14 protein-coding genes and 2 tRNA genes are annotated in these 15,703 nt (G+C 48.9%); 7 read left to right on the plus strand and 9 right to left on the minus strand.

Annotation, left to right across the window (positions count from 1 at the left end; genetic code table 11):
* Window positions 1–7: 7 nt before the first annotated feature.
* The 7 genes from rimI to AC3A8L_RS05345 all read right to left on the minus strand — a co-directional run bounded on the left by rimI (window position 8) and on the right by AC3A8L_RS05345 (window position 5,296).
* The gene (gene rimI / locus AC3A8L_RS05315; RefSeq protein ID WP_487961199.1) at window positions 8–502 is read right to left on the minus strand and encodes a ribosomal protein S18-alanine N-acetyltransferase; all 495 of its coding nucleotides are present in this window, start codon (window positions 500–502) and stop codon (window positions 8–10) included.
* A 38-nt stretch (window positions 503–540) separates the two neighbouring features.
* Window positions 541–1,335 (minus strand): hypothetical protein, encoded by a 795-nt coding sequence (locus AC3A8L_RS05320; RefSeq protein ID WP_487961200.1) that lies wholly within the window; start codon window positions 1,333–1,335, stop codon window positions 541–543.
* 76 nt (window positions 1,336–1,411) lie between these two features.
* The gene (locus tag AC3A8L_RS05325) at window positions 1,412–2,953 is read right to left on the minus strand and encodes a 2-isopropylmalate synthase (protein WP_487961201.1); all 1,542 of its coding nucleotides are present in this window, start codon (window positions 2,951–2,953) and stop codon (window positions 1,412–1,414) included.
* A 334-nt stretch (window positions 2,954–3,287) separates the two neighbouring features.
* A complete protein-coding gene (nadA, locus tag AC3A8L_RS05330) occupies window positions 3,288–4,334 on the minus strand; it encodes a quinolinate synthase NadA (protein ID WP_487961202.1) in 1,047 nt (348 codons plus the stop codon).
* Window positions 4,335–4,468: 134 nt separating this feature from the next.
* Window positions 4,469–4,544, minus strand: a tRNA-Lys gene (locus tag AC3A8L_RS05335).
* Window positions 4,545–4,657: 113 nt separating this feature from the next.
* Window positions 4,658–4,733, minus strand: a tRNA-Lys gene (locus AC3A8L_RS05340).
* A 158-nt stretch (window positions 4,734–4,891) separates the two neighbouring features.
* A complete protein-coding gene (locus AC3A8L_RS05345; RefSeq protein ID WP_487961203.1) occupies window positions 4,892–5,296 on the minus strand; it encodes a c-type cytochrome in 405 nt (134 codons plus the stop codon).
* Between the two features lie 232 nt (window positions 5,297–5,528).
* Here AC3A8L_RS05345 and AC3A8L_RS05350 point away from each other — a divergent pair, with 232 nt between their 5' ends.
* The gene (locus tag AC3A8L_RS05350; protein ID WP_487961204.1) at window positions 5,529–6,329 is read left to right on the plus strand and encodes an inositol monophosphatase family protein; all 801 of its coding nucleotides are present in this window, start codon (window positions 5,529–5,531) and stop codon (window positions 6,327–6,329) included.
* A 236-nt stretch (window positions 6,330–6,565) separates the two neighbouring features.
* Here the strand turns inward: AC3A8L_RS05350 and AC3A8L_RS05355 are convergent, their stop codons facing one another.
* Window positions 6,566–7,624 (minus strand): DUF2333 family protein, encoded by a 1,059-nt coding sequence (locus AC3A8L_RS05355; protein ID WP_487961211.1) that lies wholly within the window; start codon window positions 7,622–7,624, stop codon window positions 6,566–6,568.
* A gap of 49 nt (window positions 7,625–7,673) precedes the next feature.
* A complete protein-coding gene (locus AC3A8L_RS05360) occupies window positions 7,674–8,396 on the minus strand; it encodes a hypothetical protein (protein WP_487961205.1) in 723 nt (240 codons plus the stop codon).
* Between the two features lie 276 nt (window positions 8,397–8,672).
* Here AC3A8L_RS05360 and AC3A8L_RS05365 point away from each other — a divergent pair, with 276 nt between their 5' ends.
* From AC3A8L_RS05365 to AC3A8L_RS05390, 6 genes are all read left to right on the plus strand, one after another.
* On the plus strand, window positions 8,673–10,451 hold the full coding sequence (locus AC3A8L_RS05365; RefSeq protein WP_487961206.1) for a protein-disulfide reductase DsbD family protein: 1,779 nt from the start codon (window positions 8,673–8,675) through the stop codon (window positions 10,449–10,451).
* Between the two features lie 279 nt (window positions 10,452–10,730).
* Window positions 10,731–11,177, plus strand: coding sequence for a type II 3-dehydroquinate dehydratase (gene aroQ, locus AC3A8L_RS05370; RefSeq protein ID WP_487961207.1), 447 nt, complete (start codon window positions 10,731–10,733; stop codon window positions 11,175–11,177).
* Window positions 11,178–11,205: 28 nt separating this feature from the next.
* Window positions 11,206–11,661 carry an acetyl-CoA carboxylase biotin carboxyl carrier protein gene (gene accB / locus AC3A8L_RS05375; protein ID WP_487961208.1) on the plus strand — a complete coding sequence of 152 codons (456 nt, stop codon included), beginning with the start codon at window positions 11,206–11,208 and terminating at the stop codon, window positions 11,659–11,661.
* Window positions 11,662–11,681: 20 nt separating this feature from the next.
* Entirely contained in the window at window positions 11,682–13,028 is a 1,347-nt protein-coding gene (gene accC, locus AC3A8L_RS05380) for an acetyl-CoA carboxylase biotin carboxylase subunit (RefSeq protein WP_487961212.1), read from the plus strand.
* A gap of 147 nt (window positions 13,029–13,175) precedes the next feature.
* Window positions 13,176–14,048 (plus strand): 50S ribosomal protein L11 methyltransferase, encoded by an 873-nt coding sequence (gene prmA / locus AC3A8L_RS05385; RefSeq protein WP_487961209.1) that lies wholly within the window; start codon window positions 13,176–13,178, stop codon window positions 14,046–14,048.
* Between the two features lie 47 nt (window positions 14,049–14,095).
* On the plus strand, window positions 14,096–15,424 hold the full coding sequence (locus AC3A8L_RS05390) for a zinc-ribbon and DUF3426 domain-containing protein (protein ID WP_487961210.1): 1,329 nt from the start codon (window positions 14,096–14,098) through the stop codon (window positions 15,422–15,424).
* Window positions 15,425–15,703: the final 279 nt, after the last annotated feature.

The raw sequence follows: 15,703 nt of genomic DNA on the forward strand, positions 1-15,703 counted from the left end.
CTTCCGATCACTCAAACATAAAGCCAAGCTCTAGCGCATAGATTAATGCATCTTCGCGCCCCCAGGGAGTTACATAGTAATTCAACCGCTCCCCCACTTGGTTAAACCCTACGCTTTCATACAGGCTAATAGCCGGTACATTACCTGCGCGCACCTCTAAAAATAGTGCGCTCGCCGCACTGTGAATTTTATCAATTAGAGCCGTTACGAATAACCGGCCTACTTTTTTACCCTGATAAGGCGCGTCAACAACAAACAATAAGAGCTCTGCTTCATCAGCCACAATACTGACCACAGCATAAGCCATAAGCGACTGCTCACCAGAAAACAAGCCCAAACAAATATGCCGGCCATTGATTGAGCCCCGAAAATTCTGTTCCGACCATGGCGTTAAGTGTGAGCGTTGCTCTATAGCTAAAATCGAGGGCAAATCGTCATCGCGCAGTAAGCGAATGGTTAGAGTGCCGAGCTCATCGTGCTGACACTGAAATGAAGTCCACATAAATAGAGGCGCTCTGGCGGCAAAAAATGAGGGTGAAACTAAAGCGCTTTTTCGGCGGCTTTAACAGCCGGCCAAATAACGTACTTTAAGGTTGGCTCACGCAAAAGCTCAGCTAAGCTTGGCAAATAAACCGCCGCACACGGTAAATGTGATGGCGAGGCACTCTCGCCAAACGCCATTGACCCCGAATCACTTTGGGGTGCAGTAATCACCATATCACTCGCTACCCGCCCCATAACAATAAGCAATTTTGGCGTAATCACCTCGAAGCGACTCGCCAAAAAGGCGTGCGTCATCTCTCGCGCTTCGTGCAATGCATTATCCAACGCAATCGGCGACTCCAATAAAGGCCAATTTATTGAATCTGGCTTAGGAATAGACTCGGCAGGATAAAGCCCTTTAACAACATTTCCCAACAAAGCTGATGTCGGCAATGCCGCTTTTGGCTCTTTGCTGTCGATAAAAACAACACCGTTAGCCAGCTGCCACACCGTAAGTACAAAACGCAGCTGCTTTTTAGGCTTAGCTGCCAGCAACGCCTGTAACGTTAAACCTGATGATACCGCCGGCCTGCTCGTTGTCGCAGAGGTGGGCGATGCCTCGCCAGAGGCCAACAGCTGCTTCACGATAGCTGTCGTCTTAGGTGAAGGAGTGGCGGGCTGCGATACTTCTTGCTCCAATGGATCAATAAACTCAGCCGCCGGCTCATAATCAACCAAAGATACTGGTAGCTCACAAGCAACGCAAAGCGGGGCCGCAGGCAAAATCATTCGAGGCACAAAGCTATCGATACCCATGGCATCCAAGTACTGCATGCGCACTAACTCATTCATTACAGCCCGCCCTCCGGAATTACTCGCTTATTTAGAAAACCAACAGGCCCGAGAACCTATTGGTTGCACCACTTGACTAAACAGCGTGCTGTGGATGCGATCGCAAGCCGCCGTATTCCAACAAATTTAATGCATTTAAATAAGCTTTAACGGAAGCCGCTACAATATCAGTATCACTGCCTACACCGTTGACAATTTGCCCACGGCGCTCCAACCTCACCGTAACCTCGCCTTGCGACTCTGTGCCCTTGGTAATTGCGTTTACAGAATACAACAATAAATCCGTATCGCTGGACGCTATTTTTTCAATGGCCTTGTAGGCTGCATCAACAGGGCCACTACCTTCCGCCATTGCCGTTTTTTCTTCGGCACCCACGCTTAATTTAATTTGAGCTTGTGGTGTTTGGCCCGTTTTACTGCAAACTTCTAAGCTGACTAAAGAATAAGTATCTTCAATTTTGTCAGCGACCTCTGAAACCAAGCGTTGTAAATCTTCATCGAAAATTTCGTGTTTTTTATCAGCCAAAGCTTTAAAACGAATAAAGACTTCATTTAATTGATCTTTACCGGCAAACGTAATCCCTAAATCTTCAAATCTCGCTTTAACAGCCGCCCTGCCAGAATGCTTACCCAACACTATTTTATTGGTATTCCAGCCAACATCTTCAGCGCGCATAATTTCATAAGTTTCACGATGCTTTAAAACCCCATCCTGATGAATACCCGACTCATGCGCAAACGCATTGGCGCCAACAATGGCTTTATTCGGTTGCACAGGAAAACCTGTAATGCCGGAGACCAAACGTGAAGTGCTTACAATATGCTCCGCCGCGATACCGGTCTCCACAGGAAAGATATCTTTGCGAGTGCGCACGGCCATTACAATTTCTTCTAACGCCGCATTACCCGCACGCTCGCCCAAACCATTAATTGTGCACTCCACTTGGCGCACTCCATTCATCACCGCGGATAAAGAGTTGGCAACAGCTAAACCCAAGTCGTTATGGCAATGGGTCGAGAATATAGCTTTATCGCTATTGGGGACGGCTTCGATCAAACGCTTAAACATCGCGCCATATTCTTCGGGCTCACCATAACCGACAGTATCAGGCACATTAATTGTTGTCGCACCTGCAGCAATCGCGGCTTCGGTAATACGGCACATGAAATCAAATTCACTTCGGCTGCCATCTTCCAAACTGAATTCCACATCATCAGTATAATTACGCGCACGTTTTACCGCCTTAACTGCTTGCTCCAAAACCTTTTCGGGCGACATTTGCAACTTGTACTGCATATGAATCGGTGATGTTGCGATAAACGTATGTATACGCGAAGAATTTGCGCCTTTCAACGCTTCAGCCGCACGATCAATATCCGCATAAACTGCGCGCGCCAAGCTACAGACGGTAGAATCTTTAACAGCTTCAGCCACGGCTTTCACCGATTCAAAATCACCATTACTAGCAATGGCAAATCCAGCCTCAATAACATCCACACGCATTTTTTCTAACATTTTAGCGATGCGTACTTTTTCATCTTTAGTCATCGATGCGCCGGGGCTTTGCTCACCGTCACGCAACGTTGTATCGAATATCACTAACTTTTGCTTACTCATACTTTGAACTCCCTGCTATTTAGGGTCATTAAATGTGTTTTATTACTTAAAAAGAAGGGCGGTACGCTGCGACCCAAGCCCGTTACAGGGACGCAGGGGCGATAAGTCGCAGGAGATAGAATTGGAGATGCTGTTTCACAATTGTGCTCAATATAGTGATCGCTGATATACACATTCTAGCCAGCACATACGCCGCCATCAACAGCCATCCTAATAAAAACGATTGATTAGGACAAAATAACCAAAAACACCCAACATTAGGGATTTCTTCGAATATAGACCACTAAAAAAACACGATAATCAGAGGATTCATCCTAATGAAAAACAGCCAGTTTTAACGCTTAAAGTCCAGCATACGCTGCAAGGGCTTCATAGAGCGCTCAGCCAATGCCGCATCAACAAATATTTCATTGTCAGCGCGGTCAAACACCTCAATCATTGTATCCAGCGTGTTCATAGCCATCCAAGGGCAATTGGCACAACTACGGCATGCTGCCCCGGTACCTGCCGTAGGCGCAATAATTAGCGTCTTTCCAGGACAGGCCTGCTGCATTTTGTAAAAAATACCCTGATCTGTAGCAACAATGAATTCTGGGTTCGGTAAGGTGGCGGCCGCCTGAATAAGTTGCGACGTAGAACCGGCAACATCGGCCAGCTCAACAACAGCCTGAGGCGATTCGGGATGCACCAATATCGCCGCATTTGGATACAGCGCTTTTAAATCAAGCAGACCCTGCGCCTTAAACTCCTCGTGCACAATGCAAGCGCCGTCCCAGCACAGAACGTCGGCTCCAGTTTCGCGCTGCACGTAAGCGCCCAAGTGCTTGTCCGGCGCCCACAAAATCTTTTGCCCTAAACTATCGAGATGCGCGACAACTTCTTTTGCAATACTGGATGTCACCACCCAATCGGCGCGCGCTTTTACGGCGGCCGATGTATTCGCATAGACCACTACAGTCCGATCTGGGTGTTGATCACAAAAAGCACTGAACGCTTCAGCCGGGCAACCTAAATCCAAAGAGCAGGTCGCCTCCAACGTCGGCATTAATACGCGCTTTTGCGGTGTAAGAATTTTGGCGGTCTCCCCCATAAACTTCACACCTGCCACAATTAACGTCTGGGCATCATGGTTTTTACCAAAGCGCGCCATCTCCAACGAGTCAGACACGCAACCACCAGTTTCCTCGGCCAATGCCTGGATCACCGGGTCGGTGTAATAGTGCGCAACAATCGTGGCATTATGCTTTTTAAGAAGAGCTTTAATTTGTGCTTTTTGCTCTACCTCCCTAGAGGAATCAGCCTTCGGCAGCTCAGGCAAGCGCTCTAAATATGCTTTAACCACATCTTGCGGCGAGAGAGTTTGAATATCGGACACGGTCATAGATAACCTCTAAAGTTGTAAAACCCAAAGCCCGCAGGGCGATTAAAACATGACAATTGGGCAAATACAGTAATAAAAGCGCTATAAAATACAGCTATAAAAAAAGGGGAGCTAAGCTCCCCTTTAAATAAGAATGGTGGGTCGTACTGGATTCGAACCAGTGACCAATTGGTTAAAAGCCAACTGCTCTACCAACTGAGCTAACGACCCAAACTTGGTAATGACGTTATAATAATTCTTTGCGTTATCCGCTAGCTAAAAAAGCCAAAATTATCGTCGCCTAAAAAGAATTTATTTCCACCAAACAAATTCTTTCTCTGTAATGGTGGGTCGTACTGGATTCGAACCAGTGACCAATTGGTTAAAAGCCAACTGCTCTACCAACTGAGCTAACGACCCTGAAAGAGGCGCATATCTTAATGATTTTAAAACAAAGCGCAAGCAGTTTTTTTAGTGTTTTGTCGTCAAACTCCACTTGCACAAAACCAACCTAAATGCGCTCACAAAAAAGCGAGCACTTAGCTCGCTTTTTTGCAGCCCTACTAATACTTTAGCAATTAACTTTCTGACATGTACTTAATCGCACCTTTAATTTCATCTTCGGTACAGTCGTTACAGGTCCCTTTCGGTGGCATAGCGTTAATACCGCTCCAAGCTCCATCAAACAGGCCATCCAAACCCTTCGCATTCACACGATCAGCCCAAGCAACAGAATCACCAAACTTAGGTGCGCCGGCCACACCAGAGGCATGACACGCCATACATTTAGTATCGTACAGATCCTTACCGGTTCGCGGACCCGAAACCACCTCCACAACGGCAGCCGCACAAGAATCGCCAGCCATACAAACTTCACCAACAGGCTTAATTCGCTCAACAAGCTCCGAATCCGCCCATACGCCAACAGATATAATTATCGCAACTGCAGCAACAAGGCCACGAGACACTACGGCTAATTTCACAGTTTTACTCCCAAGGTTAAATAAATTGCCGCAATTATAGCTGAAAGCAAGGTGCTAAGTAGCAGCTCGCACTTGATCTAAATAAAATTTCAGGTCGATTGAGGCATAACTAACGCAGGCGAACCGTCGGAAGCCTACGTATTTACGCTACAGATGCAGCCGCAAACTGCTATAATGCGGCCCCATTATTTTTCTATTTACTGCGCCCAGCGCTCTACGGTCGAGATGTCTTATGGAACCGATGTTAACTATTGCCCTCAATGCAGCCCGCAAAGCGGCTGTAATCATTGAGCATTCTCTCGAGCGCGTCGACCTTGTCCGCATTGAAACTAAAGGCCGCAATGATTTTGTTAGCGAGGTGGACCGCAAAGCTGAAGCCGAGATTCTTTATCACCTCAAAAAAGCCTATCCCGATCACAGCTTCATTGGCGAAGAGGGCGGCGTTAGCGGGAATAGCAAAAGCGATTACGCTTGGATTATCGACCCACTCGACGGCACTACCAACTTCTTGCACGGCATTCCGCACTTCGCGGTATCAATTGCCTGTACCTACAAAGGCCAGCTACAGCACGCCGTTGTTCTAGACCCCATCAAAAGGGAAGAATTTACCGCCAGCCGCGGAAAAGGTGCGACACTTAACGATCGTCGAATTCGCGTAACTGACCGCCGCGGCCTTGATGGCGCCCTAATCGGCACCGGCATCCCCTTTAACGGCTTCGCTTTAGAGCATATCGACGAGTACTTAGGCTGCCTTAAAGAAGTTGCCAGCCAAACCGCAGGCGTTCGTCGCGCAGGCTCTGCCGCGCTCGATCTCGCCTATGTGGCTGCAGGTCGCTTTGATGGCTTCTGGGAAATGAATTTAAAAGCTTGGGATATGGCCGCAGGCGTTCTGTTAGTGCAAGAAGCTGGCGGGCTTGTCAGCGACTTTAAGGGCGGCAACAGCCATATGGACTTCGGTCATGTCGTTTGCGGCGGCCCCAAAGTCTTTAAGCCGCTACTACAGATTGTTGGCAAGCATATGAGCAATATCTAGCCCAACACCAAGATACGAAACAGGCGCCGATGGCGCCTTTTTTTGCTTTCAGGGGCGGGGCAATAATAGTTTGTCCAATTAGACTAAGGCACCCGCTTTCTCAGCAAGGCGCTCGAAGGGGCGCATGCCGGGGCATGTAACGCTTTGAGCAACGCTGCTGAGGGAGCAGGAGGCAAGTATTATTGGATAAAGTATTTTTTCCTCGGCCCTTACTTACCAAACAATCAAAACGAGAATCAACCCTGCGCCAACAACTCTCGTAAATTAATAATCGCCGCGTTGGCTCGTGATATATAACTGGCCATCACCAAAGAGTGGTTCGCCAACAAACCAAAACCGCTACCGTTTAAAATCGGCCCAGACACCGACTCCTGAGTCGCCTCTAGCTCACGCACAATTTGCTGCATACTTACACCCGCATTTTTCTTTTCCAGCACATCCGCAAAATCAATTTCGACCGCGCGCAATATGTGAATCAACGCCCACGCACTACCTCTGGCCTCATAAAAAACATCATCAACTTCCAACCAAGGCGTTTTAATTTCCATTTCAACAGGTGCGTTCGTTGATTGTGCGGCCGCGATATCGCCCGCCAAGTCGGTATTCAAACGGCGCTGCCCTACGCTCGCACTCAAGCGCTGAGACATACTCCCCAAGCGCGACTCAACTGTCGCCAACCAATAGTTCAGGTTATCGGCCCGCGCATAAAACTGCGCCGAATGACGATCGTCATCCACCAAGCGATTCAAGTAGCCCTGAACCTGCTCCATGCCTGCACGGTACTCGTTTTCGGTGTTGGGCATAATCCAGCTAGAATTATCGAAATTGAAATGCGGATCCGCAATCATTAAAGCCTTATCTTCCACCGATTGCGATTGCGAACGACTATAGGCTTCGCGCAGCGCCTTACTCAGATCCCGAACCTGAATCAACACCCCATATTCCCAGTTTGCGCGATTATCTAGCCACACTCCAGGCGGAAAAATATCGTTCGACACATAACCATCGAGCATCACCTCCATCACCTCAAGTAATGCCACCGTCGTTGCAACCCCCGTCACTGAACCTTTATCGGCCGGCACGTAGGTCAGCGTTCGCGGCGCAATATCAAAGGTCTCCGGCTCCTGACTTTTAAACCAACCCCAAATAATAAGAAGCAACAACACAACAAGCAGCCCAATTAACGCCAATCGCAACCAAGGGCGACCATCGCTCACATCCTCAGAGACTCCCCGAAAAACATCAACGCACTTCATTCGAGTCGCCTGCAGCTGCCGCGCTAACTTTTGCAACATCATAAGCTTCAATCCCTACCGATAATCTTTAACATGAGTATAGACGCCACTATAGAGGTTCCAACAGATGAATGGCAGGGCTATTTCTACGCTGAATATCCCCACGAACACGATAGTCTGGCGTAGCCTCATTCATTGCTTGGTAGATCCAACGCCCCTCGGAGTCATTGCGTACCAAGATAAGAACAGCTTCTCCAGTTTTGGCCACACGCAACGCTATCTGCACTACAAGGCTGCGCGCACTGGCATTGCGCGCAGCCAGATCGCGGCCATTTAAATCGTATTTTTTAACCAGAAAATCATTCACATCCGGCGCTGGCAATTGGCGGGTTTCAGCCGCCGCAACTCGCCGCCGCAGCTCAAGCAAACTTACTGATTGCGGATAATACTCCTTAATAATTGATAAGAAATAACGGGCATGCTGCAAACTCCCCTCATTAAGTTCCCCCTCCAACATCGCAACATAAGCCGCCTCTATTTGCTTAAGCCCCCCGACGGCTCTCGCATTCCCTGCATCAATCAATAGCACAGCCTGATATCGGTCATAGGCATTATTATGCTGCGGCTGTGTGTAACGCTTAGCCAAATAAGCCGTATCCGCCTTCTCCAATACGCGATCAATTAAAGCTTTCGGCGCCGAAGATCCTTGCGCCACGGCAAGCGGCACAATAAAAAATAATGCCAACAGCCCTGCAAAATTGACAAAAAGCTGTTTATTGCGCCATGTAATGCAGACATATTGTAAGACGTTCACCACGATATTCGTTTCCAAAAAAAGCGCACCCTTATAAGCTGTCAATCGAAAATAAGCGCCCACGATACCGCTAGTAATGCTTATAGAAAAGGGGTATAAGAGCCCCTACCGAACGATTGATACAATAAAAATCGCCTTGTCCCTGCGAGACAAGTCACAACAATCGATCGTTTTTTAAACAAAGGGATTCCGAAACCCTTGGTTTTGATAGAATGGAATTCTCAATAAGAAATGCTGTCGAACAGCAACGTCAAAAAATAAACCACTCAACTCACTCAGAAGTAATAAAACGCCATGAAACTGATAACAAAATTATCACTATTGCTGGTACTGGCAGCCTCCGCGTTCAGCGCCTTTGCCGACACTGCGCTAGTAGAAACAAAAGATGAGTTCCTTCCTGTTGAAGAAGCTTACAAGGTTTCCCTATCCCCCGAAGGTGACAAGGTATACCTAGACTGGAACATTGCTCCCGGCTACTTCATGTACAAAGAGAAGTTCAAGCTGACCGCTAGCACACCAGAAACAAAGACAACTTTGGCGCCGCTGTTCGAAAAGGGCAAAATTAAATTTGATCCCTATTTCAATAAAGACTTAGAGATATACTACAACGCAACGCGCATTACGCTGAATACCGCCGAACTTGGTGAAAAATTCGAGCTAAAACTTCGCTCACAAGGCTGTGCTGATGCAGGCCTATGCTACGCGCCGCGATCACAATATTTTCAGATCGACCAAGCAACAGGTGCCGTTAGCGAAACGAAGAAAGCCACGGTAACGCCAGCAGCCGATCAAAAAGAAGTCATCCAAGAAGGCAGCACGGCACCTGTGGCCGCCATTATTCCTGAAGAAGAAACTCGCTCTTTTTTCTTCTATATATTGCTCGCTATTGGCGGCGGCATCATCCTCAACTTAATGCCTTGCGTATTCCCAGTTCTTTCGCTTAAAGCACTCAGTTTCGCCTCTCACTCCGAAGGCAACCATAGCCACCAAGCACACGGCTGGGCTTATACCGGCGGCGTTATTGGCTCATTTGTCGTTGTTGCTATTGCCATCATTGCATTGCGCTCTGCCGGCACTGCAGCAGGTTGGGGTTTTCAACTTCAGTCACCCATTTTCGTTGCAGCTGTTATGTACCTTTTCTTGGTTATGGGCTTAAGCTTATCCGGCGTGATTTACTTCGGCACCGGCCTGATGGGCGTTGGCCAAGGCCTAACCAATAGTGATGATTTAAAAGGCTCATTCTTTACCGGCGTATTAGCCGCTGTTGTTGCCAGCCCATGTACAGGGCCAATGATGGCACCAGCACTTGGCTTTGCACTCACCCAGCCTTGGTATACCTCAATATTTATTTTTATTGCCCTAGGCTTTGGTTTAGCACTTCCCTTCTTGGCCCTTAGTTACAGCCCCGCTTTGGCTCGCGCCTTGCCTGCACCGGGCACCTGGATGGAAGTTCTTAAGCAATTTCTTGCCTTTCCCATGTACATCACTAGCGCCTGGCTACTGTATGTTTTTGGTAATCAAGTCGGCATGACAGGCGTCTTCTTCTTAGCCTTAGGCGGTATCGCCATCGTTTATGCCATCTGGGTATTCCAGCATGTACCAGAAAAAGGGCTTGGCAAGTGGATCGCACGCATATCGGGTTATGCCGCTTTAGTCGCCGCGGCCTACATCGGCTTCAACGGTGAAACCTTCAAAAAAGACGAAACATGGCAGAGCTATACCCCAACCATCGTGCAAGAGCTTCGCGCTAAAGGTCAGCCTGTGTTTGTGGATTTCACCGCCGACTGGTGCATCACCTGCAAAGCCAACGAAGCCATTGCTCTTGATCGCGATGAATTCCGCGAGGTGGTTGCCGAGCTGAACTACGCCAAGGTGAAAGGAGACTGGACGAATGAAGACCCTCAGATCACAGCCGTACTAACCGAATACAAACGCAGCGGCGTGCCGCTTTATCTGGTGTTCCCTGCAGACACCAGCAAACCCGCTGAAGTGCTCCCCCAAATTCTCACAAAAGATATGGTGCTTGAAGCCCTTAGACGCAACGCCGGCGAGAGAAAAGTCGCAACCAAGTAACGCTCCAACTACCAAGAATCACCCAAAGGGCCTTAACAAGGCCCTTTTTTATGGCCACGCCATAACAGAACACCTCACATAACGCATCCGCAATCTAACAACTCCTGTAATATTCGGCAATTTAGCAGGCATTTGCTGAGATTTCCCTTAAACCCTCTGATTGATCTAGACAGCCAGATACAATTTAGGCACAATCACGCCCTACTTTTTTGCGAAGCGCCCAACGCTACAGCCGACACCATGCGTGCCGGCAGCTAGGCATATCAACGAGGTTACTCCATGGCAAATATTTTGGTTCTCCACGGTCCAAACCTAAACCTTTTAGGTACCCGTGAACCCGAAACCTATGGTCACTCCACGCTTGATGACATCAACAAAAACATAGAATCTCAATGCCAGAATGCGGGCCACGCTGTCACTATTTTGCAAAGTAACGCAGAGCACGAGCTGGTCGATGCGGTTCATAAAGCCCGCGTTCAGCTCGTTGACTTTATTGTAATCAACCCGGCAGCGTTCACACACACCAGTGTAGCCCTAAGAGACGCGCTGGCAGGCGTGGCCATTCCATTTGTGGAATGCCACCTTTCGAATGTGCATGCACGCGAGCCATTTAGGCAGCATTCGTATTTATCCGATATCGCCAAAGGTGTTATTTGCGGCTTTGGCGCCACCAGTTACACGCTTGCACTGAGCGCAGCATTTGATGCGTTAAGTTCAAACACTTAATTTATTGATCCCAAAAGAAGAGGTCATCATGGATATTCGTAAAATCAAAAAGCTGATTGAGCTACTTGAAGAATCCAACATTGAAGAATTGGAAATTAGTGAAGGCGAAGAGTCTGTGCGCATTAGCCGCGGCTCTCGCAACCAAATGGTGCCAATGCAAGCTTATGCGCAGCCCGCACCATTAGCGCCAGCCCCTGCTCCAGTTGCAGCGCCGGTTGCAGCAGCACCAGTCGTGCCTGCAGCTCCCACAGGCCATGCCGTTAAATCGCCAATGGTAGGTTCGTTTTACGGATCGTCTAGCCCTGGCGCCGACAGCTTTGTAAGCGTTGGCCAAACTGTAAAAGTTGGCGACGTTATTTGTATCGTTGAAGCCATGAAGATGATGAACCAGATCGAATCCGATAAAGCCGGTGTGATCGAAGCCATTCTCGTTAAAGATGGCGAGCCCGTTGAGTACGACCAGCCTCTCGTTATTATCGCCTAAGCCACTGAGGAATACCCATGTTGTTTGACAAGGTTCTCATAGCCAACCGCGGTGAAATTGCATTGCGCGTATTGCGCGCTTGCAAAGAGCTCGGTATTAAAACAGTTGCCGTCTACTCACAAGCCGACAAAGACTTAATGCACGTTAAGCTAGCTGACGAGTCTGTTTGTATCGGCCCGAACGCTTCGACCAATAGCTACCTAAACATCCCTGCGATTATCAGCGCAATGGAAATTACCGATTCGGTTGCCGTGCATCCGGGTTACGGATTTCTGGCCGAAAACGCAAATTTTGCAGAGCAGGTTCACAAGAGCGGCTTCACTTTTATAGGCCCCGATGCCGACACTATTCGCCTAATGGGCGATAAAGTTTGCGCAATCGAAGCCATGAAAAAAGCCGGCGTTCCTACCGTACCCGGTTCCGACGGCGCCCTACCTGAAGATGACCCGCAACGCTGCTTGGACATTGCGGCCCGTATTGGCTACCCGATTATCATCAAAGCAGCCTCTGGCGGCGGTGGTCGCGGCATGCGCGTTGTAAACACCGAGGCCGCGTTAATTAACTCCATTAACGTAACCCGCTCAGAAGCCGCCGCCGCATTTGGTGATGGCACTGTGTACATGGAGAAATTCCTCCAGAACCCGCGCCACGTCGAAGTTCAAGTTCTGTCAGATGGACAAGGTAACGCTATCCACCTTTACGATCGCGATTGCTCACTGCAACGTCGCCATCAAAAAGTACTGGAAGAAGCCCCAGCCCCGCACCTTAACGAAGAAGCTCGCCAAGCGGTTTTCGCATCCTGCGTTAAAGCTTGTATTGATATAGGCTACCGCGGTGCTGGCACTTTCGAATTTCTGTATGAAGACGGCGGTTATTACTTTATCGAGATGAATACCCGTATTCAAGTCGAGCACCCCGTTACCGAAATGATCACCGGCATCGACCTCATCAAAGAGCAAATTCGCGTCTGCTCCGGCTTGCCCCTAAGCATCACACAGGATGAAGTGCAGGTTCGTGGTCACGCTTTTGAATGTCGTATTAACGCCGAAGACCCAGACACCTTTATGCCAAGCCCCGGTACGATCACCTCGTTCCATGCGCCCGGAGGTTTAGGCGTGAGGGTTGATTCGCACATTTATTCCGGCTATAAAGTACCGCCTTATTACGACTCGATGATTGCCAAAGTGATCACCCACGCACGCGATCGCTCAGCCGCATTAACTCGTATGCGCGTTGCGCTCGACGAACTGATCATTGACGGCATTAAAACCAACATTCCCTTGCAGACTGATCTTGTTCGCGATGGTGCATTTGGTGAAGGTGGCGTTAACATTCACTACCTCGAAAAGAAATTGCAGCTAAAGTAGGCAACGACCTACCCAGCACCCAAACTTGAGCGGTGATAGCATTCAAACCAGAGTGCAGACCGCTTAAGCTTGGGTGTTTTTATTTTTACACTCCAATAGCGCCGTGCCACCAGCACTATTTGCTAGTAGCTTTATCAGAGATACCACATGCCTTGGCTTGAAATCCACATTAATACCAACCGCGAAGATGCTCCTGCCATTGAGGATCAGCTCATGGAAGTTGGCGCACTCTCTGTCACGCTACAAGATAACGCCGACCAACCCATATTTGAGCCAGCGCTGGGCGAAACACCTCTTTGGTCGGCAACGCGTGTTACCGGATTATTCGAAGCTGAGGTTGACACTTCAGCCATTGACGCACAACTAAAGCTAACTGCCGCCGCAACGTTCAAGTGGCATATCGTTGAAGATAAAGACTGGGAGCGCGAATGGATGCAACATTACAACCCCATTCAATGCGGTGATAATTTTTGGATTTGCCCTAGCTGGTTAGCACCACCGGACGCCAACGCCGTTAACCTACTGCTCGACCCCGGCCTAGCATTTGGCACAGGCACCCACCCAACAACTTTTCTCTGCTTACAGTGGCTAGCCACCCAACCCTTAACCCACAAAGACGTGATTGATTACGGTTGTGGCTCGGGCATTTTAGGTATAGGCGCAATTCTGCTCGGCGCCAAACAGGTGCTCGGCGTAGACATCGACCCTCAAGCACTCCTTGCTACCCAAGACAATGCGCAACGCAATGCCATCGCTCCCGAGCGCTTCCCTGTTGTCTTTCCCGATAAGTGCTCTAGCGAGCAAGTAGATGTTATGGTCGCCAATATTCTTGCCGGCCCACTGGTAGAGTTAGCCCCAAAACTCATCGCATTGGTAAAACCTGGCGGTAAGCTATGCTTATCAGGCATTTTGGCAACCCAAGCTGAAGCCGTGCAAGCAGCCTATGCACCATTTTTTAACTTTGACCCGGTGGCGCAAAAAGAGGAGTGGGTTCGCTTGACCGCAACCAAACGCGCATAGACAATAACCAATTTGCCCTTTTCGCAACCGAGCTATAACAAAAACATATGACAAGCTTGATAACCCGCTGCCCCAAGTGCGCCACTGCGTTTAATGTCACAGAAGCGCACCTCAACACCGCCAATGGTGCAGTTCGCTGTGGTTCCTGCCTCAATGTTTTTAACGGGCGCGAAAACCTTACCAATAGCCTACAAAAAACACCGGCAAATACGCTGTTGGATGATGATGACGATCTACTGATTAGCGACGACCTCGAACTTGACGAGTATCGCGACGAAAAACCCGAGATCGACCCATCAGCCGAGCGGGTTAAAAACATCCTCAATAAAGTCGAAGAGCAATCCCCAACAGAAGTCGATGAGGATGAAAGCTGGGCATTACAGCTACTAGAAGATGAAGGACATAACCCATCACAACTGGGGCTTAACAAAAAAGCCCCTAGCGAAACCGCGGCAGAACAAACACCTACACCTACACCTACAAAAAGTCTCGAGCCAGAAGTACCTCAAGCCAAGGCCCCCGAACCGGCAAGCACTTCTCAGTATTCTCAACCCGACACCAACGCGCAAAAAGACGCATCCGTAGCAATGTCGTCACTATTGGATACAGCAAACTCTGTTGATAGCGACAATACCCCAAGCACGGCAACCAACCCCGCCGCAGAGGCGTCCGAAAACACAGAACCCACCGCGGCAGCTAAAAAAGCTGAAGAATACGCCGCCTCCAAAGCTGAAGAACCAGAACCCGAAGCGGAAATCGCCGAAAAAGACTTCGCCGAACTTCAACAAGAACTCGACACCGCCAAACAAAATACCGAGAGCGCACCCCAGGCTCCCCGAACACTCGTAGACGCCATTGAAGTTGAAGCTGTAGAACTTCAATACAGCGCCAAGCGCCCAGTCTGGTTAAGCCGATTCATTTGGCTAACACTCGCATTATTAGCCGGCGGTGCGCTTGCAGCACAAGTTGCTTGGCTTAAGTTCGACGAGCTCAGTATCCAAGAGCCTTATCGCCAGTACTATGCAATCGCCTGCGAACACATTGGCTGCGAATTACCGGTCCGAAAAAACATACGTAAAATACGCACTACAAACCTCCTTGTGCGCACACACCCCAGCACAGAGGGCGCACTGTTAGTCGATGTCGTAATACAAAATCATGCATCCTTTGAGCAGCCGTTCCCCAAACTCGTTTTAATATTCAGTAATATTAAAAACAAGGTTGTCGCCAGCCGAGCGTTCGAGTCCAGTGAATATTTAGGCGGCGATCTCACGGGTGCGAGCATGATGCCCTCCCTCAAAGCAATCCACCTATCACTTGAACTGGTAGATCCAGGTAAAGGTGCCGTTAGCTATAAGATTGTTATCGACGAGTAGCGCTCGAAAAACCAAGCACAGCGAGACAAAGTTTGGCCAAGCTGCTCAGAAAATGACAGGTGTGTGAAACGGCTTCCACTCTGACGACAAAAAGTCATTAAAGATTAGCTATTTTTTAGCCAATTTGGTCAAATTATACTTTTGAAAATAAGGCTGTAGAGGTATGATGGCCGCCCTTTTTTGAGGCGTCTAAACGGCCCGCTTTAAGCGTCAATGGCTTCCCCGAATCCAACTGCACTTCAGTTGTTTTAGCGAAAGAACCCACTGCGTTAGCAAGCC

The sequence above is a fragment of the Marinagarivorans sp. genome (assembly GCF_982758155.1).